Raw genomic sequence first — 17633 nt, 5'->3', positions numbered from 1 at the left:
GTCAGCGATGATTAGATTATTTCTGATATCAATATTGAGTTCAGTGCTGATATCCGGCTTTGCACAAACTGCGGGAGATACAGCACGGTATGTGATTAATAGCGGAGGAGGTACTTCTTCAGGAGGTACATACACCACTTATTATAGCATAGGTGATCCCGCAGCAAGCGACGAGTTGGCTGTGGGAGCAACGATTGGTGCTGATACGGTGGTGCAGACAGTTTATCCGGGATTTATTCCGGGTAATTTGATCCTGTTGTCCTTTGGATTGAAAAAGGATTCGGCGGTGTTAGTGGTGCTTTATGAGTCCGCTAAAGGGAGTGGTTGGGTCAATAATGATGGATGGCTCTCAGATCCGAATTTAGCCAATTGGCATGGTGTGGAAATCACTAATTTAAGAGTGAGTGCATTGAATCTGCCAGGCAATAACCTTCAGAATAACTTTCCGGAGGTGGTAAAAAACCTGGAGAAACTGCACACACTGGATGTAAGTGATAACAACTTAAAGAAGTTTCCGAACCTGTCAACCCTGCCCGGTCTTACCACATTGGCAGTGGAGAAGAATGACTTGTCTTTCAATGATATCGCTCCAAATGTGGGGACGGTGGAGACATTCACCTATTCACCGCAGGATCCCTATGGGACGGTAAGGGCAGACACGATACAGGCAGGTAATTCCAAAACCTACTTGAGTACCATTCCGGGAGCGACGACTTACCAATGGCAGTTTGATGAGTTTTCGACGGATACAGTGCTTTATTCGGATCTTGCCGGACAGACCAGCTCTTCCATAACTGTTTCAAACCTGGATTATGCGAAGATGGGAACTTATAAGGTGGTTGCCACCAGTCCTGAAAAGGTCCCGGGGTTGACGATTGAGTCTTCAAGGAAATACCTCTTTGCTTCTACGGAAGTATCGGGAGCTGTAAACGTGGGAGGAATGCCATTAACTACGGGTTCTGAAATTGGGTTATTTAGAATTACAGAAGATGGCGCCTACGATTCTGCTGCTTTTGGAAACACAGAGGTGAACGGAACTTATCAGTTAGGGAAAGTGGTACTGGGCAATTTCGTGTTAAAGGTTGACCCAACGGAAGATTACGAAGGAGAAAATCAATTGATACAGACCTATTATATCAGTCAGGATGATTGGCAATTGGCAGATGTCCTGGAGGTGTTGAACCAAAAGGGTGACATCAATATTGACTTGCTGTTCGTAGGACCTCCGGCTCAGCAGGGTTCCGCCCAAATCTATGGTTACATAGAATCAGAGTTGGATGATCCTTTCGTAATAGAGGATGAGGGTAGGACGACAGCGCGTCGTAAGGTTCGGAAGGCGGCTTGTTCCATGCGTCGATTCAAGTCACAGGGACGTCCTGACCAGCAGGCTGAAACCGAGATTGCCTACTACATTGAAACGGATGATGAAGGGTACTTCAGTTTTGATGGGGTAGAGGACGGTACCTACCTGATAAATATACAGTTCCCAGGAGTGCCGATGAATAATCAGTCAGGTGTCGAATTTACGATAGGAGGTGATAAGGAGAATCAGGTTTTTGAAGTAAATGCCTTGATCACCGAGTTGGGAATTGAAGTAGAGCAAACCGAGATCCTGTTCAACTGGAAGCCGTATATCAAGGATGTGGTACTATACCCTAATCCATCGAGTGAATATTTGGATATCAACTACACGGTATATCGGGATATTGACGATTTGAAAATCCAGCTATTGGCTCTGGATGGCAGGAAGCTTTTGGAAATCGACGAGGATCACCTCAAAGGAAGGAAACATACACGAATTGATATGTCCACCTTCAGCACGGGCTCTTACCTTCTAAGCTTTACGGACGAAGATGGGACCTTCAAGGAGACGAGAAAAGTAGCAAGACAGTAGTAATGGATCATTTATGAAGTGAAAAAGCCCTCTTTTGGAGGGCTTTTCTATTATTTTGAAAGTGTCCTGCTTATTCCTCAAGAGCAGCTACACCCGGAAGAACTTTACCTTCCATGTATTCAAGTAGGGCACCTCCACCAGTAGATACATAAGATACATCCTCTCCATATCCAAGGTTGTTGATAGCTGAGGCAGAATCACCACCGCCGATCAATGAGAAACCACCAGCCTTAGTTGCTTTCACTACAGCCTCAGCGATAGCGTCAGTTCCTTTGGCGAATTTCGGGAATTCGAAAACGCCCATTGGACCGTTCCAAAGGATGGTTTTAGATTGCTCAACGACAGAAGCAAACAATTCTCTTGTCTTAGGTCCGATATCAAGACCTTCCCATCCATCAGGAATTTCTCCTCGTCCTACTTCCTTGGTATTTGCATCCTTGCTGAAGTCGTCCGCAATAATGTTATCAACCGGCAAATAGATTTTTACCCCTTTTTCTTCAGCTTTCTTTCTTAGCTCTTTGGTCAATTCCATCTTATCAGCTTCGAGTAGGGAGTTACCAATGTTTCCTCCATCTGCCTTAGAGAAGGTATATGACATGCCACCACCGATGATCAGGTTATCAACGTTATCCAATAGTCGCTCGATGATCAGGATTTTGTCAGAGATTTTAGCACCTCCCATGATCGCAGTGAATGGCTTTTCCGCTCCACCTAGAACCTTCTTCGCATTCTCCAGCTCCTGCTGCATCACGTAACCACAGCATTTATCTTCAAAGAATTTCGCTGCGATGGTAGTAGAGGCGTGAGCTCTGTGGGCAGTTCCAAATGCGTCGTTCACATAAATGTCTCCCAATCCAGCGAGTTTTTTGGCAAATTCCTCGTCTCCCTTTGTTTCTTCAGGGTAGAAACGCACGTTTTCAAGTAGGAGTACCTGTCCATTACCAAGTCCTTTGGCTTTCGTAGCGGCACTTTCTCCTACACAGTCATCTGCAAAATCTACAGATACCCCAAGTTTTTCACTTAGGTTAGGAATGATGTGCTTTAGCGAAAACTTATCTTCAGGGCCTGTTTTAGGTCTTCCCAGGTGACTCATCAAAATTACCGCACCGCCTTCATCGATGATCTTTTTAATGGTTGGCACAGCAGCTTTTATCCTTGTTTCGTCGGTTACTTCTTGCTTCTCATTTAGTGGTACATTGAAATCCACTCTAATGAGCGCTTTCCTGTTTCTAAAGTTAAAATCATCAATTGTTCTCATTTGCGTAAAATTTGATGCTAAAGTGATTTTTTTAGGTTAAAATCCAAAGAATATTGTTCAGTATCTTACCGCAGCACGCTCTAATCGATCATTGATTGCTCGACCAAGTCCGGTTTCCGGTAATTTCTCTGTTATTATTAAGTCAATTTCAGGCGAATCGAGACTTCTTAACGCCGAAAATATTTTCCTCGCTGCCTCATCGAGATCAGCATTCTGCGAAAGTACTATTTGTTTGGCAATGTTAGGTGCAGAAAAGGATTGGGAGAATGAAATAATCCCTATGCGCTTGTCATGATGCTTTTTCAGTAGGTCGGAAATCTCCCCCAGGTGTACCTGAACTCCCGGTGCATAATGGGACAGGAGCATGCCCGGTGCTACGGGATTCGAGCTTTTATTCAGCTTTACGTCTACCTCACCGATTAACGACTCAATATCCTCGACTTTTTTTCCTCCTAGCCTATAAATGGTAGGTTTTGCATCATGTTCAAAGCCTACAATGGTAGACTCCACACCTACTGAACACGGACCTCCATCAAGGACATAGGGTATCTTTTCCCCAAGCTGATCATTCACATGGGACGCTGTTGTAGGAGATACATACCCAAATGGGTTGGCGCTTGGTGCAGCCAAGGGGTAATCCAGTGATTTCAACAAAGCGAGCGTCAATGGGTGTTTGGGAATTCTGATCGCTACGGTGGATAGTCCTGAGGTGATGAGATCGGGTATAATCGATTTCTTTTCCAGTAAGATGGTTAAAGGACCCGGCCAAACCGCATGAGCAAGTGTAATTGCCTTTTCAGGAATCTCAGTAACATACTTATCCAATTCCTCTATCGCATGAGTATGAACGATCAACGGATCAAATTCCGGCCGGTTTTTTGTTTTAAAAATATTCAGGGCAGCTTCTTCATTCAAAGCATTTCCGGCCAGCCCATAGACTGTTTCTGTGGGTATGCCCACGAGCTCACCCCGGTCAAGGTGTGCTTTTGCCTGTGCTATGTCTGATCCAATGAGCGCCATCTCTGAAATTTTCCACAATATTTATAAAAAAACTTGAGAACCTTTTCGACACGGCTATATTTACGACTAAACAATCTGACCTATGAGTAGAAGTACGAAAAATACATTAAGAATTGTCTCTATACTGCTGACTATCGCGCTTGTCCTTATGCAACTTGGAATCATTCCTCCTGATTTAGTGGGCTACAAGTTCTGGTTTATGGTGCTTTCTTATGGTTTACTGTTAGTCACAGTACGATAGTTTATCGGGTGTAAACCAGCCTTTTTACTTTCGTTTTCCCACGATAGGTGAGGGTGTAGAGGTAGTTACCTGCCCTCAGCGGGTCTCCATTGGCATTCTTTCCATCCCATTGAATGGTATTGTTCCCCGCGTATTGAATGCCCCAAAGCAAATTCCTAACGATTCTGCCCTGTGCGTCAAAGAGATCAATTCTTACGATGTCATCTTCAGGGATAGAAAAGTTGATATAGGTTTTATCAATAACCGGATTCGGAAAGTTTTGACCTAAGGAGAATGGCAGATTTTCAGGGTTATTTCCAATGTTGATGGGATCTAAAAATGCCCTGTAGGTGCCGTTCCCATGCGTGCTGATGATCATTCTGCCATCCGTCGGACGGTAATTCAACATCGTCACAACGGATTTTCCGATTTCCTGAGCCCCTTCTTTCACCCAGACGGTATTATTGGTATTTGAATTAATATCCAAACTGGCACTGAACAACCCTACACTTGTACCCACATAATAGCGATATCCACTGTTTGTAGGCACTATTTCTGCCCATCGTACGCTAGGTCCATCACCCGTCCCGTCAGGGAATTCCTCGAGGTTACCACTCACATCGATAAAAGTATCTCCTCCGTCCAAAGAGAGATAAATGGATGGGATCTCATAGTTTGAGAAGGTGACGAGAAGGACATTGGCATTATCCGGGGCAGCAGAAATGCTGGAAATATACCCGCCAGATGGAAATGGGGTGTATCCCAGTTGTTTGATGATTTTTTCGCCTTTTGTAACCGAGGCGGAAGTAATTTTGGTAATGGTAGGTTGCTCCCGGTAAATCCCTGTATATAGTACGTCTTCTGATTTTTCCAGAGAGGTGTAAACTCCTGATCCGATATCAGTACCTATAATTCTTTCCCACCCAATGCTGGTCTTATTATTATCGCCGTTGGGTATCTGAAGGATATTCTGATTTCGCCAAATGAAATTTCCTCCCGCCACAAACATCTTATTGGCATTCGAGGGATCAAGGATGTAAGGGTTAATGAAGAGGTAAGGCTGATTTGCAGATTCACCAGCGTCAGCCGGATCCACCCGGGCAAAGCCAATGATCTCATTGACTGAATTCAAAGCAAGCCTGAATATGAGCCCATTTTGGAAGCCTGTATATACAAAATCCTTATTAGGAGATACGGCCATATAGCCTCCGTCGCCATTAACAAGGCGGTTCCAACTTGTGTTGATTCCCGGCGCATCTCTAATATATGCTCCATTGTCCTGCATTCCACCCAGCATCGTCTCAATTGTTGATGTCTGATCCTGCGTAATGGTATAAAACTGGCTGGTGAGATAGCCATTATTTAAACTTACATAAGTGACGGAGTCCTTCAATATTGAGTTGGAGCGACTTAGTCCTCCATCATGACAGCTCAGTACTTTGTTGTCATCGGATGGATAAAATAAAAGCAGGTGCTGATCCGCATGTTGTGAAGGATAATGGGCGTTGGACTGGTCCGGGTCATATCCGCCGATCCATTTGGTAGTGGTTTTGGAGATAAATCCATTTAATGAGCGGTAGAGATTCGTGCCTCCAATATAGACCACATCTGGAAACTTCGGATGCACAGCCACAAGCATGTTGTAGCCGTCCTGAGCATTGAAATCTCCCAGACTGCCACCGAGCATCGGGATGTTGGCAGAAAGGTTTTCCCATGTTCCATTTGGTACCCCAGCATTGACTGAAGAATACGTGTATCGCCAGATTTGGGTGTTATTGTTTCCGGTATAGGTGAGGTAATAAACTCTTCCCGGACTGGATGTTCCTGAGGCTATGACCGTCCGGGCATGATAACTGGAAAGCCCGGCAGGGGATATATCTACCCAGTTTTGGCCATCGGAGGAAAAGAAGAACCCCGCATTGCCATATAAGGCATTGCTGACGGAAGTGGCGGAACTCAGACTGGCAAAGAAGTGCCCTGAACTGTTCTGTATAATATTGGTGAAGCTCGGATCCTCTGATTCATTAAGATCTGTGTCCTCCGGAAGGCTAAAGAGTTCTTTTCCCAGCACAAGTTCCCAGGTGTCACCCCCGTCCTGAGAGCGCAATATGCCTCCATAGGTTGCCACCAACAGTTCGTCAATAGCCGGCTTTTGATTGTTGGGGATGATCTTCCAGATATATTGAAATTGGGTGTGAAACGTTTGTGGAGAGGAATTTTGAGTGGATGCTATTGGAATCCAGGTATCCCCATTGTCCATGCTTTTCAATATTCCATTTCCGCGATAGACCGCTCCGGTCGCCCGGGCAGAGTTTCCTAATTGTTCCCCTGTGCCGGCGTACCAGATGCTTTCTTTTCCTGTTCTGGTATCTTGAGCCATACAGGAGATTCCCTGATGGCTATCCGGGTCGGTGACGCGTGTCCAATCAGAACCACCATTGGTGCTTTTCCAGATTCCTCCCGATACTCCGCCTGAGATCAGCGTGTTTTCATTAAGCACATCAATACCTGCAGCTCGCGTACGTCCTCCTACATTGTAGGGACCCGCAAGTTGCCATTCGGTTTGGGCCTTTCTGGCAAATACCAGTTCCTGGTAGTCGGGTTGTTTTGTAAGACTTTTATGGAAGGCCAATTCCCTTCTTCTCATATCTGAAGGGATTTTTCCTGAAAGTGGAGAGGCCAGCATTACCTGCTCGTAATTGATTCTGGCTATAGGATCTTCTTTGGTTCCTAGTACAGATTTGACATCCGGAGTTTGAAAACCATAGTTGATTTCATTTTTGGAATAAGGCCAAATGATACTTCCTATAAGCGCCAGGGCAGGCAGGTATTTCCTCAAGTTTATTCGATAATGGTGTTGACTTTATTCACTCTACCTTCTTGTAATGAGGCAGTTTGAACTCCCTCTCCGTCATTATTTTCATCACCTTTTCTGGCGTCAATAAAATAGGAAACAGGTTCAAGGTTTTTAAATAGCGCCACTCCCTTCTCGTCTGTCATCATGGACTGAACCGTGTCTGCATTAGCTCTGTAGGACGATTCATCTTTATAGAGCGTAACAGTTGCCTCTGGGACTACATTGCCCAGTCTGTCCAGAACAGTGATTTTTAATTTGGTAGGGAGAAAAGGGTTTTGAGCTTCAATGTTCTTAAATGAGAATATGCCGATCAATATGATAGTCGTGATGGCGAAAACAAGGTATTTTACAATTTTCATGTCCTTCATTGGTTTTTCTCAGTATTGAACAAATATGCGGCCAATTCTTGAAAATTTTCAGGATCCTTGTACAAACGATCGTTGTAGGCCAGCGCCATAAGCCGAATAAAGCTGGGTTGATCATTTATTTTGATGTATTCAATGATGATATTCCCATACTTCTGATCGATGGGCCGCTCATTTGAAAGTCGTGATTTTAAATAATGTTTTTCTTTTGACTCGATGATGCCTTCTTTTTCGGTCACCAGATTATCACTCACCGATATTTTGTAGCCTAATTCCTTGACTCTTTCGGCAAGCAAATCAAACAGGAACTGGAAATGGTCCTTTTCAATGTCTTCATGATATGAAATGGCGATACCGTTGGAATAGTCACCTCGAAATTGATGCACATCCGGACTAATGACGATTCCCTGTTCCTTTAATCTCAATGACTCCGAAATCTCGTTGAGCAAAGTGTTGGAAAGCTCGCTATCCCTCCATAACTGGTAATGATCAGAATAATTATGACTTCTTTTCAGCACTTCATGCAGAATAACGCCACGAGATTTTCGAGGGAATAGTTTCTGATATACCTGATCAAAGAAAGACATACTTATTAAACCCGCTTATCGAATCAATGTTACAGAGCCGTATTGTACCAGTTGCCCCGCCTCAGGCTCTAAAGAACTATGGAATACCATTTTGTATGCATAGGTCCCCGGAGGGGATAATTGGTTTCCAAAGGAGCCATCCCATCGGAAATTTTTATCCTTTGCGTTGAATACAATCTGTCCCCATCGATTATAGATGAAGATTTCAAACCGTTCAATATAGTCGTTTGGATAGGCAAAAAACTCATCATTGAGGCCGTTGCCATTTGGGCTAAATGCATTTGGAGCTACAATCGTTCGGAAGCATTCAACACCATTCTGAAGTACCACAGTATCGGCCTGCAAGCAGTAGGGATCCACTACATGGCGAGTGGTAACATAATAGATTCCGGTGTCTAAGTCATTGACCCTGATGTTGGTAGCTCTACGGTTTAGTTCCGAGTAGATTACATCGCCAAACTCATCCAGTACCTCAACGTCAACTCTGCTTCCGGCATAGTTTCTCAGAATGATACGAATGTCACCGCCTTCGAAGCAATCATTTTCGGCTACCGCTTCCATGTCAAAGTCAGCATTATCCTCCAGCAGCATCACTTCAATATTTTGACAGCCTGTTACCGTGTTGGTAGCTGTTATGATATAGCTTCCGGAAGAGAGGTTGTCTAATGTAGGTGTAACTCCCGGACCATCGAACGTAAATGGCCCCGCATTTACCGGGCCAGTCATTTCGTAGCTGTAGTTTCCACCATTAGGAAATTCCAGTTGGAAGGAGCCGTTGGACTGACTACACTCCGGATTGACGATGTTAGCCTGTAACACTGCAGGTTCCGGTAACACCGTGACTTCCACACTATCCATGGCGGTACAGCCTGTGAACTGATTCGTTACTGCTACCCGGTACATGAAGATGCCTGCGGTAGAGGTAAAGACATCCTGAGTGGCATTTTCACCAATAAGGATACCGTCCAGATACCATTGATAGGTGGAATTGATGGTAGAGCCATCGAGTGTTGGTGAGCCATCGTTTTGACAGACAATCATCTCGGAAGGGCCTAAATCCACCAGATTTGCCCCATCGCCAATGAAAACATCCATAGTGTCGGAAGGACAGCCGTCATCATTGTAAATAGCCACGCTGACAATCATTGGTTGTGTGAAGGTTACGATTCTTGTTGTATCACCGGTGGACCAGTAATAATGCAGATCTGTACGGTCTACATCCCAGGCCTCTAAAGTCACCGTTCCTCCACAAAGTGCTGTATCAGTGGGTACCAATGGTAGTTCAGGAATGGAAAAAACCTCTATGGTATCAGTGAGTAGCGTGTCTGGTTCACATTCCGGAGCGAGACTTAGGAGGAGGTTTACAATATAAATACCGGCGCTGTCATAAACGTGGGAAGTATCTATGGATTGAGATAACGGAGTAGTTACGCCATCCCCAAAATCCCATTGATAATATTCAATGGAATTGTCTCTTCCGATTCCCGAGAAAAAAGTCTCCTGCCCGGCACAAGCCGTAGCTACCGTGATTTCAGGTAGTAGTACTGGAGGTTGAGGAACACCGCTACCCGGTAAGCCCCTTCGGCTCATTCTACCTCCGCCATCATTAAGTGCTAATCCTGCTGTTTCGGTAAACACAGGCCCAGGAAGCGCGTTGTCACCCCCGGTAATAGATCCCAGGTCAGTTTGATTATCTATGGCAAGATAGATGATACCATCAGACCCTATTTGAAGGGCGCCATATCCTGATAACCCACCCGATGGGTATTCATACCGGGTGAATGACGCGGAGTCAGGGTTACTGACATCATAGGCTAAAAGTTTTCCTGTACCGCCCCCGTCAGCTGAGACGAAAATATTTTCTCCATTAGGGGAGAATTCGATTCCATAAGGGGATTCAGAGCCTCCAAGCATCAGGTCTAATAAGGTCGGGTTTTCGATAGCGCCAGTAAACGGGTCAAAATCAAAAACCTCAAGGTAATCGGTACTACCGGGGATCACCGTGGCTACTTTATTCATTCCCGATACTTTCATGTAACCTGTTTGGCTTGGCTCGATGTCTTTACGATGTGGTTCTCCTATAGAGGAGTGTAAGGCTGCAGAAACCCCGTTTTCGTCAACCAGATATACTCTGAAGTTGTTGTTACCAAATTCATGACCAAATACATAAGGATAATTTCTATCAGTGGATGACGATGCAACTCGCTCCGTACTTTGAGAGATTAACGTCACGCCTTTTTTGATAACCTGCCCTAAGGCGTTGTCAGCTTTCATATCAACCACTGAATATTTCAGTTGATAGGTGCCATCACCATATACCTCTTCAGTTGTGAAGATGAAAAATAGGGTAGGATCTATTGGGTGAGCCTTAATTAAAGCTGATTGGGCCGCAGTATTGTCTCCACCCAGGTTCGTTCCATTGACCATGATCGCATGGGAACTGTTCCAGACGGTATTTCCATCAGTGTAAAAGGCCAGTCGTCCATTGATATCTATGATAGAAGCACAGCCTTCCGGGGAGCTCATAAGGTTAGCATCATATATCGGTATGGGAGCACCAAAGCTAAAGTCGAGCCCTGCATTCTCACCAAAATACCAGATGTCCCCAAACATCTCCGTCTCTCCATAGACCGTGACTGCTATTTCATCATAAGTGGTACACCCTGAAGCGAGTGTGACATACACCCAATAGATGTCTGTGGTGTCGACTGTAATGGTAGGAGTCGTCTCACCTGTACTCCACAAATAAGAAACGCCGCTGATACCCGGGTCAAGATCTAATGTGGAGCCAGGACATATAGTAGTGTCCATACCAAGGTCTGCAGAATCCGTGGCAATAATATTTACCAGTTGGCTGAAAGATCCAAAACGTCCATTTAACTCTGCCGTAAGGGTGACGTTGTAATTTCCAGGAGCGTCATAGGTATGGATTGGTGCAGTGGCATTGGAGGTGTTTCCATCACCAAAATCCCACAGATAAGAGTTAGGTTCGGGGTCTACCTCCGGAAAAAATAAGGTGGCTTGTTTTTCGCAACTGTCCAGGTAGTCAAATCTAACACTTAGAAAAGCTGACATTTGTGCCGGAGCACAGGCCGGAAATTGAGTTCCGTTGAAATCATCATTTAGATACAGGCTGTCATATTGGATCAAAAATAAAGCACTGTCTGTGTCACCAATCCTTCCAAGCGTATAAGGGCTTCCATCTGCCAACTGATATAAGTGATATATTCTATCATCTATACCCCTTTTTAAGCCATAGCTGCGGAAATAACTTCCTGTTACAACGGTATTTACTGGCAGGGGAGAACTCGTGGAATCTGTAAAATCTACATGATGAATATTGCCCTGTCTGGAGGAGTCGCCAAGCACGGAAAAGAATAATTTGCTTCCATCCGGTGACCATTCCACATCATATATTTCATCAGTTACCCCGGTATTGAGAATAGATTGGTTGAAGCTGAGGGTGCCGCCAGCAGGATCGAAATTCAGGATCAGGACATTTCGATTAATATTTTTTGGAGCCAGAGCGAGTTGGTTGGTGTTTTCATTGAAAGCGAATTGATTGGTCTCAAAGCCCGGAAGCGTACCGCTGAAAATGGCTTGATTTGAGGTAGATAACCCGCCGGCGGTGATGTTGGTGATTTGAAATTCAAAACTAGTTTTGTTTTGAGTGATGAGCCAGTAGCTGGTCCCATTGTCATTTTCGATGATGATCATACCTTCAGCCGGATCGCTGATACCTGTTGAAATATTTTCAGCTCCAGAAACATCACCAAATGGGAACATTACTGTTCCATTCCCTTGTGAACTGGCATCCACGATGGTGTAATCAACAGATGAACCTGAATTGGTGAAAATATAGTACTGAGTGCTGCTACCCGGTACCGGACAGGCGACAGCGGCCTGATTAAGGTCTGGATCACCAGAAAGTGTATTGGTGATCAGGTTGTGATAAACATCGAATAATTGCCGGCCGTCAGTATAAAACAAGAGGTCGCCGGTATACTGGTCACTGATTACCGCGGAACCACCTGTACCGAAAGGTGTAGCCTGATCATCTTCCAAAACGGCACTACGCCCGCTTTTGTCAAAAACAAGGTATTCGGCCGAATTTCCAAACAACCAGTTCTTTTCAGTGAGATCCTGGCCGGACGCCCCAAAAACTAATAAAAGCAGCACCACTGCTGTACTTGCACCCAATAGATTCTTATAGCTCATTATCCAAAGACTGATTTAACGTTCAGGAATATCATTATGAGACGGCCTAATGTAAAATTAACATAAAATACTAACGCGTAACTTATCGTTACATTACTTACATTAGCAACTTTGGTTTGTGTTAATTTCAGGGGTTTGGTAGATCAAAAATATGGATTGCGAAACGTGTTATGTACCATCGTCGTTGTCACGATGGTAGGAGTATCTGTGCTGAGTGTTCAGAATGCTTCTGCCCAGGATCCTCAATTTTCCCAATACTATGCGGCACCGGTATATCTTAACCCGGGTTTAGTTGGTATTAACCAAAGAGGCCGAGCCGGGATCAATTACCGAAACCAATGGCCGTCTATTGATGCCAACTTCGTCACTTACAGCTTTTCGCTCGATTATAACTTCGAAGACTACGATAGCAGTGTGGGCATTATTGCCAATTCGGATAGTGAAGGGTTGGCGGGACTTAACTCAACGAGTTTGGGCCTTCTTTATGCCTACCAGGTAAGACTTAATCATAAGTGGACCTTTAGGCCCGGAGTGGAGTTGGGCTACTACTGGCGCGACATTAATTTTGATAAACTCACCTTTGGCGATCAATTCGATCAGACCGGACAGGTGAGGGCGGTGACGCAGGAAACTTTCAATACGGGTCTCTCAGCTAATTTTTTTGATTTATCACTGGGTGGGGTGGTTTTCAATGAACAGGCCTGGCTAGGTTATTCAGTTCATCATATTTTGGAGCCTAATCAATCGATCAACGGAGGAAGTGCTCCGCTACCAAGAAAATATTCCCTTCAGGGAGGGTATAAAATCCCATTTACGGCCATCAGTGCCAAGGCGCAGCGCTCGGTGAAGGGGAGAGAGCGCAGTTTTACTCCTTCATTTAACTACCGCCAACAAGGAAATTTCAAACAGCTTGATCTGGGACTTTATTTTACACTTGAGCCGATCCTTCTTGGGCTTTGGTACAGAGGCGTGCCGATTGAAAGCTTGCGAGGAATTGCCAATAATGAGGCAATGATCGCTATGGTTGGTTTTTCTAAAAACGACCTGACCATCGGGTACAGTTTTGACTATACAATTTCTGATTTGGGAATAGGCACCGGTGGGGCTCACGAGATTTCTATAGTGTATGCCTTCAGCCTGGCAGACCCACGCAAACCAGCTCGTGAGGTCCGAGAGTTACGATGCCCGATTCCTTTTATTTTCTGAGTCAATTCACTGATTCTTTATGACAGAGCAAACCATACTGACCATACTTATTGGCATTACCGTATTCGATTTTGTATTTGAACGTGCGCTTTCATTTTTGAATAATAAAAGTGCACTAAAGCCTATCCCGGAGGAGCTTTCAGGTATCTATGATGAGGAAAAGTACAGGAAATCGCAGGAATATGGGAAGGTGACCGGACGGTTTGGTATGGTCAGTTCTACCATCAATTTTTTTGTAATGATCGGTGCATTGAGCCTTGGGTGGTTTGGCATGCTGGATAGTTGGTTAAGGACATTTTCTCCGGTTGAACCGGTAACGACTTTGCTATTCTTTGGTGTCATATTTTTGATTTCTCAGATAATTGGGCTCCCATTTTCATACTATAAGACTTTTGTGATTGAAGAGCGGTTCGGGTTCAATAGATCTACAGTCAAAACATTTATCCTGGATAAGGTCAAAGGTTGGTTGATCGGCCTGATTGTGGGTGGTTTATTGCTTGCGATTCTGGTCTATTTGGTGATGTTGATGGGGAAAGACTTCTGGATTTATTTCTGGGTGGTCGTTACTGTCTTCGTTCTGTTCGTAAACGTCTTCTATACTACTTTGATTTTGCCGCTCTTCAACAAGCTTAAACCCATGGAAGACGGGGCGTTAAAGGCCAGTATTGAGAATTACAGCCATAAGGTAGACTTTCCGCTAAAGAACATTTTCGTAATTGATGGGTCTAAAAGATCTAGCAAGGGTAATGCCTTTTTCTCTGGCCTGGGAAAGCAAAAGAAAGTGGTTTTGTATGATACCTTGATTGAAAATCATACCTATGAGGAGCTCACTGCAGTGTTTGCTCACGAGGTAGGTCATTTCAAGAAGAAACACATTGTTCAGGGCGCTATCGTGAGTGTGCTAACCATCGGGCTGATGCTTTTCCTGCTTTCAAAAATGGTATTTAGCAGTGAATTAAGCTTCGCAATGGGAGGGGAGATAACTGCCTTACATCTCAATCTTCTGGCCTTCACCATTCTATATAGTCCGGTTTCAACGGTTCTGGGTATTTTCGGCAACATACTTAGCCGGAAAAATGAATTTGAGGCGGATGCTTATGCGGTGGAGACTTATGGAAGCGAACCGTTAATATCAGCACTTAAGAAATTAAGTTCAGATCATTTGTCTAATCTGACGCCTCATTCGGCCTATACATTTGTACATTATTCACACCCTCCATTACTGCAGCGGGTAAAAGCGATGCAAGGCTAATCCGGAATCTCGATTTCTGCTCTGAAAGGGAATTTCATGAGGTATTTGTGTGCATCATCAACAGTCATTTCTTCTTTGATGATACGGAAGAGGGTTTCGGTGATCGGGCATCTTACCTGATAGGTTTGTGCCAGTTCGTGGATGATCTCAATGGTTTTTACTCCTTCTGCGACTTCCTCCATGGACTCGATGATATGGCCAATCGATTCGCCTTTTGCCAGTCGATATCCTACTGTGTAGTTTCTACTGAGTCCACTGGTACTGGTCGCAATGAGGTCACCTACACCCGCCAGCCCGAGAAAAGCCTGAGCATTTCCCCCCAGGGCTTTACCTATATGGACCATTTCTACCAGGCCACGACTGATAAAGAGCGATCGGGAGTTTTCTCCTAGCTCAAGGCCCGCGACGGTTCCTGCACCTACGGCAATAATGTTTTTAAGAATTCCGCAAAGTTCAATTCCTATTAGGTCCTGGCTTCCATAGATAAGGAAACGATCACTTTTAAGTAGGCTCTGACCTGTCTTGATTACTTCTTCGAATCTGCTCGCAACAACTGTGGCAGCAGGTTTGTGTTGACTGATCTCTTTGGCTAGATTTGGCCCCGCGAGACACCCAACACGCACGACCGAGGTCTCTTCAAGAATGACCTCACTCATTGTTCTGATGTGCTCCCGGGAGAGTTTATTTCGACTGTTTATTTTACTCCTGCTGACATTGATGTCAAATCCCTTGGTGCCATGGATAAGAATGTGATACGGCTTAAGGAAAGGGCTTAGGTCCTTGATCATAGACCGGAAATTCGCTGACGGGATGATAGGGAAAATTACTTCACATCTGTTCCCGATCGTTTCTAGGTCATTTGAGATCTCTATGTTCGGATTCAGTTCCTGGTCTGCACTCTTACCCGTGGCTTTTATTTCCTCTGCACGTTCTTTGGTACGGACGTATAGGATTACGTGATTTTTTTCAGCAAGGATATTAGCAATGGCTGTACCAAAGCTACCCGCCCCAATAACACCTACTGTCTTATGATTAGATGTGGTTTTCGAGACCATAGCCATCCATTCTGTTGTGGTAATAGTAAAGCGTGCTCATGCTCTGAATGATGATTTTATCTCCCTTTTTAATCAAAGGTCTTCTCGCATGGTACATACCCACGTTGGATATTCCCAATTCTATACTAATGTCGGATTTTTCGAGCATATGTCCTGCAACATCTACCTCTCCCTTTTTATGGAGTTTAAGAATTTTCTTTTTCAGCTTTTTGTAAGCTTTTTTAAAGTCTTCGTAGTCAATTACCAGATCCTCTTCTGGTAGTCTTAGAAGGCTATAAAGGTCAAGCTTTGGATTTTTTCGCTCGATGTACTTAAAGGCTGTAAACGCAACGAGATGACTTGCGAATACTCGATTGTACTTATGGAATTCCGTTACTATTCGCTTACCCAGTATCCTTACATATTCTTCCTCTCTCTGTTCGTCAACCGTGATGCTACCATTCCTTCTGAAATAGTCCCTTGGGTCAATGATCTTTCCGCTTGAGTCCAGGCTATTTCCTTCCTGATCCACATAGTTTCCAAGGATATCTAGCCCACGGCCAATGCTTACAGATATGTCTGATCCCTTTGTGAAAAATTTGAACAGAAAGGATGAGATCTTATAGGAAGTAGTGAACTCGTCACGCTCTCGGTAGTATCGTTCTTGTCCCGTTCTTCTAAGATGATCATTGATCAAAGCAGGTGCTTCCAACGTAAAGTGGTAGTTGATGACAACGGGAACAATAAAGATCTTGCCAGCAGGCTCCTCCGGGGTCTCATTTTCGTACAAGATTCTTTGTGCCTCTATGGTGGTTCCAAGCAAACCAAGCTTCAGCGCCTTTTCTATTTGTCCCGAACGTGAACGCGTTCCTCCCGGGAAGAAAAGACTATGACAGCCACGTCGGATAGCAAGGCTTGAATAGGTTTTTAGCGCCTCAAGATATATTGGATTTCTCTTCCTTCGGTCAACCTTGTAGGCACCAAGGCTATTCATGAAGTAGGCAAAGATTTTAAGGTTGAACAGGTTTAGGCCCGCACCATAGATAAAGGCCGGAAGGCCCAAATGCTGGATTACCCAACCAATCAAAATGGAGTCCAGGTTGCTGAAGTGGGTAGGGACCATAACAACGGTCCCTTTCTTTGCCAGTGATCGAATGTGTTCAGGCTCACCTTTCACATGGATTTTATCATCCAGGTCCAATTGTCGACTGAATAGCGAACGGATTCCTTTAACCCCTCTGGCGGCATTTAACAGACGCGCAAATCCAAAAGTGACGATGGTTTTTGTGAAACGATAGGACGTCTTCTTGAAATTACCGGCAATTTCCTCACAATACCTATCAAGAATCGTTTTGAGAATAGCCTCTTCTTCCGCTTTGACTTTGTCTGGTGCAAGGTTTTGGCTTTCTGCCAACCTTGACTGCATTTCCTGCCAAAATTTTTTATCATCCTTGGGGTCTACTCGCCATGGGTTGTTCTTGACCCTGAGCTTTTCCCTGTGGATAGTCGTTTCCAGTTCCTCTCGGAGTGATTTCTTTGAATTGAGTGACTTTAGAGTGTCAAAAGACTCATTGGCGACTTCCTGAATAAATGACTTCCTGTCCCTGGCAAGTTGAACAATCGGCCATTGTTTTTTTCTAGGAATGATCTCAGAATATCTGGTCTTTTGCTTTCGCATTCAATTGGGTCAGTTGGTGCTCGTCAAATTCAGCGCAAGTTATG

Annotated in this window: 12 protein-coding genes; 4 read left to right on the top strand and 8 right to left on the bottom strand. The window is 44.5% G+C overall.

Features of this window, described 5'->3' with window-relative positions; all coding sequences use genetic code 11:
* The first annotated feature begins 7 nt into the window (after positions 1-7).
* Positions 8-1894 (top strand): T9SS type A sorting domain-containing protein, encoded by a 1887-nt coding sequence (locus tag NXR94_RS08185; protein ID WP_258104131.1) that lies wholly within the window; start codon positions 8-10, stop codon positions 1892-1894.
* 70 nt (positions 1895-1964) lie between these two features.
* Here the strand turns inward: NXR94_RS08185 and NXR94_RS08180 are convergent, their stop codons facing one another.
* Positions 1965-3152 (bottom strand): phosphoglycerate kinase, encoded by a 1188-nt coding sequence (locus tag NXR94_RS08180; RefSeq protein ID WP_258104130.1) that lies wholly within the window; start codon positions 3150-3152, stop codon positions 1965-1967.
* Between the two features lie 57 nt (positions 3153-3209).
* A complete protein-coding gene (locus tag NXR94_RS08175; RefSeq protein WP_258104129.1) occupies positions 3210-4172 on the bottom strand; it encodes an L-threonylcarbamoyladenylate synthase in 963 nt (320 codons plus the stop codon).
* An 82-nt stretch (positions 4173-4254) separates the two neighbouring features.
* On the opposite strand from NXR94_RS08175, the gene NXR94_RS08170 reads away from it, so the two are divergent.
* Positions 4255-4413 (top strand): hypothetical protein, encoded by a 159-nt coding sequence (locus NXR94_RS08170; protein ID WP_258104128.1) that lies wholly within the window; start codon positions 4255-4257, stop codon positions 4411-4413.
* Position 4414: 1 nt separating this feature from the next.
* Here NXR94_RS08170 and NXR94_RS08165 read toward each other — a convergent pair whose 3' ends face one another.
* From NXR94_RS08165 to NXR94_RS08150, 4 genes are read right to left on the bottom strand one after another with little or no spacing between them, the layout of a single operon-like run.
* Complete coding sequence (locus NXR94_RS08165) at positions 4415-7231, bottom strand: FlgD immunoglobulin-like domain containing protein (protein WP_258104127.1); 2817 nt, start codon at positions 7229-7231, stop codon at positions 4415-4417.
* Positions 7232-7233: 2 nt separating this feature from the next.
* Positions 7234-7608, bottom strand: coding sequence for a carboxypeptidase-like regulatory domain-containing protein (locus NXR94_RS08160; RefSeq protein WP_258104126.1), 375 nt, complete (start codon positions 7606-7608; stop codon positions 7234-7236).
* A 5-nt stretch (positions 7609-7613) separates the two neighbouring features.
* Positions 7614-8201, bottom strand: a complete 588-nt coding sequence (locus NXR94_RS08155; RefSeq protein WP_258104125.1) for a hypothetical protein — start codon at positions 8199-8201, stop codon at positions 7614-7616.
* Positions 8202-8216: 15 nt separating this feature from the next.
* Positions 8217-12419, bottom strand: coding sequence for a PKD domain-containing protein (locus NXR94_RS08150; RefSeq protein ID WP_258104124.1), 4203 nt, complete (start codon positions 12417-12419; stop codon positions 8217-8219).
* A gap of 135 nt (positions 12420-12554) precedes the next feature.
* Between NXR94_RS08150 and NXR94_RS08145 the strand changes: the two genes are divergently transcribed.
* Both NXR94_RS08145 and NXR94_RS08140 read left to right on the top strand, forming a co-directional pair.
* Positions 12555-13625 (top strand): type IX secretion system membrane protein PorP/SprF, encoded by a 1071-nt coding sequence (locus tag NXR94_RS08145; RefSeq protein WP_258104123.1) that lies wholly within the window; start codon positions 12555-12557, stop codon positions 13623-13625.
* Between the two features lie 19 nt (positions 13626-13644).
* Positions 13645-14877 (top strand): M48 family metallopeptidase, encoded by a 1233-nt coding sequence (locus tag NXR94_RS08140; RefSeq protein ID WP_258104122.1) that lies wholly within the window; start codon positions 13645-13647, stop codon positions 14875-14877.
* Here NXR94_RS08140 and NXR94_RS08135 read toward each other — a convergent pair.
* Together NXR94_RS08135 and NXR94_RS08130 are read right to left on the bottom strand one after the other, a co-directional pair.
* Complete coding sequence (locus NXR94_RS08135) at positions 14874-15932, bottom strand: NAD(P)H-dependent glycerol-3-phosphate dehydrogenase (RefSeq protein WP_258104121.1); 1059 nt, start codon at positions 15930-15932, stop codon at positions 14874-14876. The two genes, NXR94_RS08140 and NXR94_RS08135, sit on opposite strands and share 4 nt — an antisense overlap.
* Complete coding sequence (locus NXR94_RS08130) at positions 15910-17589, bottom strand: 1-acyl-sn-glycerol-3-phosphate acyltransferase (RefSeq protein ID WP_258104120.1); 1680 nt, start codon at positions 17587-17589, stop codon at positions 15910-15912. The genes NXR94_RS08135 and NXR94_RS08130 overlap by 23 nt, the downstream gene beginning before the upstream one ends.
* Positions 17590-17633 lie beyond the last annotated feature (44 nt).

It is taken from the genome of Marinoscillum sp. MHG1-6, assembly GCF_024714475.1.
GTDB lineage: Bacteria > Bacteroidota > Bacteroidia > Cytophagales > Cyclobacteriaceae > JAMZMI01.
This window is presented reverse-complemented; position numbering and strand designations above follow the sequence as displayed.

Coding starts and splice junctions, on each gene's coding strand:
- NXR94_RS08175 (WP_258104129.1), bottom strand. CDS start 4,172: ATGGCGCTCATTGGATCAGACATAGCACAGGCAAAAGCACACCTTGAC.
- NXR94_RS08160 (WP_258104126.1), bottom strand. CDS start 7,608: ATGAAAATTGTAAAATACCTTGTTTTCGCCATCACGACTATCATATTG.
- NXR94_RS08180 (WP_258104130.1), bottom strand. CDS start 3,152: ATGAGAACAATTGATGATTTTAACTTTAGAAACAGGAAAGCGCTCATT.
- NXR94_RS08150 (WP_258104124.1), bottom strand. CDS start 12,419: ATGAGCTATAAGAATCTATTGGGTGCAAGTACAGCAGTGGTGCTGCTT.
- NXR94_RS08135 (WP_258104121.1), bottom strand. CDS start 15,932: ATGGTCTCGAAAACCACATCTAATCATAAGACAGTAGGTGTTATTGGG.
- NXR94_RS08155 (WP_258104125.1), bottom strand. CDS start 8,201: ATGTCTTTCTTTGATCAGGTATATCAGAAACTATTCCCTCGAAAATCT.
- NXR94_RS08185 (WP_258104131.1), top strand. CDS start 8: ATGATTAGATTATTTCTGATATCAATATTGAGTTCAGTGCTGATATCC.
- NXR94_RS08130 (WP_258104120.1), bottom strand. CDS start 17,589: ATGCGAAAGCAAAAGACCAGATATTCTGAGATCATTCCTAGAAAAAAA.
- NXR94_RS08170 (WP_258104128.1), top strand. CDS start 4,255: ATGAGTAGAAGTACGAAAAATACATTAAGAATTGTCTCTATACTGCTG.
- NXR94_RS08140 (WP_258104122.1), top strand. CDS start 13,645: ATGACAGAGCAAACCATACTGACCATACTTATTGGCATTACCGTATTC.